The sequence below is a fragment of the Calditrichota bacterium genome, from assembly GCA_013152715.1.
Taxonomy (GTDB): Bacteria; Zhuqueibacterota; Zhuqueibacteria; order Thermofontimicrobiales; family Thermofontimicrobiaceae; genus 4484-87.
This window is the reverse complement of sequence record JAADFU010000050.1, coordinates 1-7,884: the sequence shown is the minus strand read 5'-3', so window position 1 is coordinate 7,884 and position 7,884 is coordinate 1. Positions and strand designations below refer to the sequence as shown.

Here is a 7,884-nt window from a genome sequence, read left to right as displayed (position 1 = left end):
AAAACGGACAAATTTGAAAAACCGGATTTCCCGAACAATGTCTTGAGCGTGGCGCCAAAAGCATACTGATCGCCGCGGGCATCAACATTTTCCGAGCCCGGCGTGTAGCCGCTTTTCCCTTTTTCTTTTTCGCCTTCGATGTAGATTCTGTCATTACCGTAAATTCCGTTTACAATGAGCTTATTGTTCGGCGTAAGATCATAGCTCATTTTCCCTTGCAAACTGTAATATTTGGGCACGGCAGTCAAACCCACAGACGAAATAATCCAAAAAACTTTTTCGGGCGCTGAGAATGAAGCTGCCTTTTCCCTTGCGAATTGGGCCCTCCGCCATTGCGCCAACGCCGTGCATTCCGGCGTAAAAATGTCCCATGTAACTTTCGCGGCTGCCATCGCGCAGAGAAATATCCATCACCGACGACGCCTTGTCGCCGTAACGGGCGGGAAAAGCGCCGGCATAAAAATCAACGCGGTGGATGAAATAGGGGTTGAGCATATTTATCGGACCTCCGCCGGTGCCCTGTTCGCCGAAATGGTTGGGATTGGGAATTTCAATATTGTCCATGATAAAAAGATTTTCTCCGGGCATGCCGCCGCGGACAATAATTTCGTTTTCTTTGTCCGAGCCGGAAACGACCGCCGGCAGCGCCTGGACAACTCGCTGCACATCTTCTGCGCTACCGGGATCGCTGCGAATTTCCTCAAAATCCATGCTGCGATTGCTCACTACGGCGTCTTTTGCTTCGTGAAAATACCCGGCAGTGACAATCACGCTATCGCTCTCGAGCACTGTGGGCTTCAGCTCAATTTTCATGTATGTCGTCTTTTCCGGCGTAATCGCCACGTTAGGAATAACGCGCATCTCATAGCCCATCATTTGCACGCGCACCGTGATCAGCCCTGCCGGTGCTTTTTTTATTTCAAATTTTCCCTTCAAATCCGCCGCTGTTCCAATAGTAGTGCCCTCAATCATTACATTGACCATGGGCAGCGGGCTTTGATTGGATTCGTCGACCACTACGCCTTTCAAGATGCCGTAATTTTTTTGCGCGAAACTGTTTCCAGAAATTAATAAAGTAAACGAAATCGCGATGAAAAAGACAGATGGTTTTTGCCAGATTTTCATGGAGTTCCTTTTTTGTTTATCTTTCAATGAAAAGAATCTTAAAGAGGCCGACTTGCTTTTTTTGTAATTATTCCGTCACAAACCTCGAAGACTTCAAGTTTAAATTAGTAATAAATTAACACAAAACGAGATTCTAACGTAAGCGAATTCTAAAATATTGAAAGAATTTATTGCCCGTGTTTTCGAAAATTGACTGATTGCAACCGCTGAATGAACCTGAGCGCTTGTTCAAAACACATTTTTATTCAAAGCGGTTCTCAAAAAATTATTTTTTTACTAACCAATTAAATCTTGGAGCCTTGGCGGCTTCGAGGCTGAGTAGTTACTTTTTTTTTAAACGTAAGTTTTGACTCGGGGTTTCAAACGAAAAATACAAACGGGATTGACTTTTTATTCTTTCAAAAAAAGTGCTGTTTTGTCAGAAATTATTTTGGCGGAAAATATTGCTGATCAGAGCGATTCATTTATCAATTTTCCTGTAAATTCCATCGCAGAGACGAGTTGCCTATTTCCGCGCGAGACGCAAAAAATCATTGACTTTCACAAAATATTTTTTTACTTATAAATTGTACCTTCCTTGTTTATAGCCAATCCTAAAAATCGGAGAAAAAAATGGCTGAACATCCCAGTTTAACGTTGCTGTCCGAAGATTCAATTCAAAGAATCCTTGAGCAATCGTATCTCGTTTTGAACAAAGTCGGCGTTCTTATTGAAAACGAGGAAGCGTTGAAGCTGCTCGGCGACGCCGGCGCTAAAGTGGATTTAGCGAAGCAAAAAGCGTTTTTCCCGGAAAACATCATCGAATCTTCTTTAAAATCGGCTCTTTCGTCGATTTCCGTTTTTGACCGCAACGGAGACTTGAAGATGTCGCTTCAGGGCAATGAAGTTCATTTTGACCCCGGGTCGGCAGCGCTGACAATTCTCGACTGGGAAAACCAACGGGCGCGCAAAGCGGTTACCCGAGATCTGATTCAGTTTTTTCAAGTTGTAAATTCTCTCGACAATCTCGCGGCGCAATCGACGGGGCTTATTTCTTCTGATGTCCCGCGAGAAATTCAGGATCGCTACCGGTTGTTTCTCGCCTTGCAGCATGGCACAAAACCAATCGTCACCGGTACTTTTACGATTGATGCGTTCGAGTCCATGAAAAAGATGCTCATCGCCGTGCGCGGGAGTGAAGAAAAATTGCGCGAAAAGCCGTTAGCGATCTTTGACTGTTGTCCTTCGCCGCCTTTGAAGTGGAGCAATCTGACCTGCCAGAACCTCATCGACTGCGCCAAAAGCGGCATTCCCGCAGAGCTTGTTTCCATGCCTCTGACCGGCGCCACTGCTCCGGGAACGATTGCCGGCGCGCTGGTGCAATTAGTGGCGGAAAATTTGAGCGGCGTTGTCATTCACCAACTGGCAAATCCGGGCGCGCCAATCATCTGGGGCGGCTCACCGGCAGCTTTTGACATGCGTCACGGAACGACTCCCATGGGCGCAATTGAAACAATGATGATTGATTCCGCCTATGCGAAAATTGCCAAACATCTCGATTTACCCACTCACGCCTACATGGGTTTGAGCGATGCCAAAATTCTGGACGCCCAGGCCGGATTGGAGACAGGTATCGGCGCCATCATCGCAGCACTGAGCGGAATCAACGTTATTTCCGGTCCCGGAATGCTGAATTTTGAAAGCACACAATCACTTGAGAAATTAGTCGTGGATAACGAAATTTGCGGCATGGCGCTGCGGCTCGTCAAAGGCATCGAGCTTCGCGAAAATTTCAGTGAAGATTTGTTCGGTAATATTTACGACGGGGAACATTTCCTGACTTCTCCGCACACGCTGCAATGGATGCGTGAAGAATTTTATTTCGCGTCACAAGTGATAAGCAGGGAAAACGATGAAGTTTGGAACGAAAAAGGCGCCAAATCGGCAGGTGAACGGGCGCATGAAAAAGTCAAAGAAATTATCGCCAAAGCGCCGCCAGTTTCTCTGGATAAAGAAATCGCTAATGAGCTATTGAAAATAATGCAGGCAGACGCGAAGAAATATGGCATGGACAAATTACCTCTCTAATGAGAACAAACCCGGTTCCTTCGAGAAACCGGGTTTGTTTTCATTGCTCAAAGAATTCCCAGCGGATCTCCGATTTGCAGATAAAATCCCCAATCGACATCGATCTGATTGAGCTGAATGAAAATCTCATTTTTGCCTTTACGAAGTCGAACGGGAATGATTTCGTCACAGGGTCTGGCGCTTCGCCCTTTAGCATGACTGAATATTTTCTTTCCATTCACCCACACAATGGCGCCGTCGTCGCTGCCGAAAAAAAGCACCGCTTTTCCGTCTTTCTTTGCTTCAATCGTTGCTTTGGCAAAAGAAGTGACTTTCCTTTTCTCGCCAAAAATATTCACAAAATTGACAAAGCCCCACTTGCTCGCCTGCGCCGGTTGCCATGTCAAATTATTGTCTTTTATCAGCGAGATCATTTTTTGTAAATCACGACCCTGACCATCAATTTCCGAATAAGGCAAAAGACCGGCGACTGCCCAATCGGAAATGATTTTTCCGGGGAATTTTTTATTAAAAACAAAACGAGCAACGAGAGAACTTGGCAGGTCAATTTTATCAGGCGCAAACTTCTCCGCCAATTCCTGCCATTCGGCTAATTTAGAATAATCGCCCTTAATGAAATAGAAAGGATAGAGCTGATAGCGAAATTCAGGCTGCGGGTGCTTACGCAAAAACGAATCGATAGGCGTCAAATCAGCTTCGCTCTTATTTTTAAGAAGAATTGCGGACAATTTTTTCACGGCCTCGTCAAAATGATTTCCATTGGTGTAAAAATCCATAAATTGCAAAATTTCGTCAACTTTCTTTTCGTCAGCAACTTGAATGCGTAAAAACTGGGCGTCTTCCAATTTAATGCGAATATCTTTGTTGGAAAATTGTTCCCTGCTCCCGGCTGTCGAATCCGCGTCAATGTGAATGACAAGCTCCGGCGACGGAGAGGTTTTGTCCTCAGGAACCGACGCCTTCATCGGAATGACCAACGGCTGCGCTGGCGCTAATTGAAACATCATTTTTGCCGGCGGTGAAAAATTCCAGTTTCCTTCGCTTTTCCACTGATAATAACCAATTGTCGGAAAATTAAATTCAGTCGGGATGGCAATATTGCTATCGAAAATGTATTTTCCGGCTTGCTGCGCGGAAGGTTTCACTGAACTCAACGCTGTTTTTGCTTTTGCCGCGAGTTGGACAGCACTCCATTCGATGAAATTTTCTTCTGCGAAAGGTTTCCCACGGTCGATTTCAAATTGATCAAAAACGCTGTCATTTATGGAAATAGCTCTTGCCGTAATTTTATCTTTCGTTACATCGAGAATCATGAAGTGATGTTTACCTTGGACGACATCAGTAAATTGATTTTTCTTAAAATCGTAAAGCGGCGCACCTCCGCCAGCGCTAACACACTGGACGAACGCTTTATCTTTTTCACCGCGTTTGCCAATGGGATAGGTCCGCAAATAATAGTGATCGTGACCGGTAACGACAAGCTGCACTTCATTCTCGATGAACAACGGGGACCAATAATAGCGAATATCGTAAACTGGTCTTTTCGGATGCGCGTGAAAAATCGGATGATGAAACATAACGATGCGCCAGGGCTTGTCTTTGCTTTTTTTCAAATCCTGTACGAGCCATTTGTATTGCTCTGAATTCGGACTGCCGTCTTCATTTGAATCCAGCCCGATAATATGAACTGAACCGTAATCCGCAGACCAGTAAGGCATGCCCTGATGAATCGTAAAATGCTGATAATAATATCCGGCGCGGCGCTCGTGATTTCCCAGCGCCGTATAAATGGGAATATGACTGATCAATTTTTTCGCCGGATCAAAAAATTGCGGTTTCCACTGCTCGATGTGATCCCCGGCGGCGACCAAATCGCCGGAATGGAGAATGATGTCTGGTTTGTATTTTTCGATCTGCTCACAAATGCGATGAAAAATTTTCGGATTACTGCGACTGTCGCCGACCACGCAAATGCGGAAAGGGGTTTCGTCATTATCGGGCGCAGTCTTGAAGCTGAAGACTTCCGTGCTATCTCCAGCCCAAAAACAGCGGTAGTAATAAACAGTATTCGGCTCCAGCCCTGAAAGGCGAATGTGGTGAAATGTTGCCGTTGAATCTTCTGACAATGTATCGGACAAAGATTCTGCCTGCAAACCAAAAACTACTTTTCCGGACGCTGGATTATCGGTCTCCCAGAGAATGGAAATGCCGTCGGGGGTCGGTCTCTGTAAATAGGGGCCGAATTTCAAAGAGTCCCCAAACGAGTCACAAGAAATGAGCATTATCAAGAGGGGTAATATTGCGATAATTTTTTTCATCTTTCTCTCCGCTAAAATTATCTGACATGAATTTTGGGCTATAGAAAAACGCCTTGAAATTAAACAACAAGGCGCTTTATTTAGTTCCTCTAGTAACGTGTGCCCCACCTTCAAGGTGGATGGAGTACACGTGTGTTTTATGTGTGTTTTATTTTACCACTGAGGCAACTTAAACTGTTCCGGTCGCAATTTAATCACATCGCGTAGCCACTGCTCCGGGTAGCCGACGCTCTGAATTCTGCCTTTTTCATCTTTCACATAGCCGTCGTTGTATTTTGTAATCAGCGCTTCACCTAATTCACGCCATTGCTTGACTACATTTTCGCCGTTACTCACGCAGTAATTTGTCAAATAATCCGCCACTAAATCGGGATTGGACTTGTAAAGCGCTGCTGCCGTTTTTTCAATCACCGGCTGCAATTTGAATTCATTGCCTTCGAGTTTCCGTTGTACTTTTTGAATGTCTTTGACCATGTAGCTGTATTTCAAATTGGCAAAATTGGCGACAAAATTGAACACCCACCAGGCTGAATCCCAGGAAAATTTTTGGATATCGCCGCGAGCGAAGGATTGCGGAATATCTTTAATGCCGCAATAAAGCGGAATGTAGCAGGTGGTGTAGGTGTCATCCATGCCGTACCAGAACACACCGCCGATGGGATTTGGCAACTGAGCTCTCGATTGAGAAACAAAAGAAAAACCGGTTTGCTGCGTGGAAATGGGTCGTTCCCAGGCATATTTGACACTGTCCGCTTCCCAGGTGATGGGACGCCAGCGATTGGGACAGCCAAAAGGCCCGGCGTCCACGCCTTTGGTCATGTCAAAATCCGTCCCTTCGTAATGGTCGCGCATCAGCGCCATTACATCGGCAGTAGTCAATTTGTGATCCGGCTTCACCCACAACGGGTAACGCTGCGCGCCCTTGACGCCACGATGAAAGTCAGGCGACAAATTTAGCGACGGCGCCACGCGACGCAAAATGCTCCACACCCGCGAGGCGCAATAGCGCAAGTTTTCCGGATTCGGCGGACAGTACGCCAGGTTGAAACGAAACGGCGCTCCCGACTTGGGATTGTAATAGCCTTTTTTCACCGCAAATGAGATCACGTTTTTTGAATACAAACAACTCCCCGGATCATCCAACGGGAATTCTCCGATTCGAGAAAGATTCGCATGGCAACTCACATAGCCGTCCGGAATGCGTCTTGCCACCCAAATAGCGCCTTTTCCGCCGGGGCCGGGACCAATCATCTCCAAAATCCACGCCTCGTTCGGGTCGCCAATAGAAAAAGCTTCTGCAGTACTCGCATACCCATATTTAGCGACCAAATCAGTAATCACCTTTATTGCCTCACGCGCCGTTTTCGCCCGCTGTAGCGCCAGATTCATCAGCGTCCAGTAATGCAAAGCGCCGTCCGGGTTTTGCAGTTCTTCCCTTCCAGTAGTCGTCGTCTCGCCGATACTCAACTGGTACTCATTAATCAACCCAACTACGGCGTAAGTGTGCGGCACCTGCGGAATTTTGACAACCTTCCCGCCGCGACGGCGAATTTCAATAAATTCATCTTTCGCATGATCCGCTGCCGGCGTATATCGTAAATGCGGCAGAAACTCTCCATCACAAGAGTAAGTAATTATCACCGAGCTATCCACAGTGGCACCTTTGGTAACAAGAATGTTGGTGCAGGAAATAGTTTGACCGACCCAACCGGCTGAGATAAATAGCAAAAAAACGAAAATACGCATTTTTGAATTCATCTGTCACTCCTTTAAAAATTAATATTGTTGTTTAGGGAATATATCGTTTCTAAATTAAAAGAAAAGATGAGAATGTCAAGGGGAAAATTGGTTTTGGGCGAAAAATTAAAGGAAGGAATTTTCAGAAATTGAATTCCGGACAATCTGATATTGATATCAGTTATCATCAAAAACTATCGAAATAATCTTGTGCATTTGCTCAATAACATTTTGATGTAGATTATGCAATTTGCAAGTTAAAATTGCAAATTGCATAAAATTGACGATTTTTACAGAATCACGGAATAATTTTGTGGATAGCTGTAGGATGCAAATAATATAATCAAAAATCTTGCGGAGCAGTTGAACTCCGCAAGATTAGATTACGATTACATTACTTGAGAAAGGACATCTTCTTGGAATCTTGAAACAAGACCTTATTATCTGATTTTACACGAATCACGAAAATATAAGTCCCACTGCCGACATGCTCTCCATTTTGATTTGTCCCATACCAAATTAGATTATGATAACCTGCCTGAAATTCTTTGTTAACTAACTCTTTTACTTTTTGGCCTAGCACATTGTAAATAACCAACTCAACATGCGCTGCTTCTGGGAGTTCAAATTGGATGTT

General features: G+C 45.0%; 6 protein-coding genes. 1 reads left to right on the top strand and 5 read right to left on the bottom strand.

What is annotated here, in order from left to right; translation table 11 throughout:
• Both GXO74_04490 and GXO74_04485 read right to left on the bottom strand, forming a co-directional pair.
• Positions 1-209: hypothetical protein (locus GXO74_04490; GenBank protein ID NOZ60919.1), on the bottom strand; the 209-nt coding region annotated here is incomplete at its 3' end.
• Positions 199-1,125 carry a TonB-dependent receptor plug domain-containing protein gene (locus GXO74_04485; protein ID NOZ60918.1) on the bottom strand — a complete coding sequence of 309 codons (927 nt, stop codon included), beginning with the start codon at positions 1,123-1,125 and terminating at the stop codon, positions 199-201. The genes GXO74_04490 and GXO74_04485, both read right to left, overlap by 11 nt.
• A gap of 612 nt (positions 1,126-1,737) precedes the next feature.
• Here GXO74_04485 and GXO74_04480 point away from each other — a divergent pair.
• Positions 1,738-3,192 (top strand): hypothetical protein, encoded by a 1,455-nt coding sequence (locus GXO74_04480; protein NOZ60917.1) that lies wholly within the window; start codon positions 1,738-1,740, stop codon positions 3,190-3,192.
• A gap of 47 nt (positions 3,193-3,239) precedes the next feature.
• On the opposite strand, the gene GXO74_04475 is transcribed toward GXO74_04480, so the two are convergent.
• From GXO74_04475 to GXO74_04465, 3 genes are all read right to left on the bottom strand, one after another.
• A complete protein-coding gene (locus GXO74_04475; GenBank protein ID NOZ60916.1) occupies positions 3,240-5,510 on the bottom strand; it encodes a hypothetical protein in 2,271 nt (756 codons plus the stop codon).
• A gap of 153 nt (positions 5,511-5,663) precedes the next feature.
• Entirely contained in the window at positions 5,664-7,268 is a 1,605-nt protein-coding gene (locus GXO74_04470) for a dipeptidase (GenBank protein ID NOZ60915.1), read from the bottom strand.
• 373 nt (positions 7,269-7,641) lie between these two features.
• A partial coding sequence (locus GXO74_04465; protein NOZ60914.1) for a hypothetical protein occupies positions 7,642-7,884 on the bottom strand: 243 nt, incomplete at its 5' end.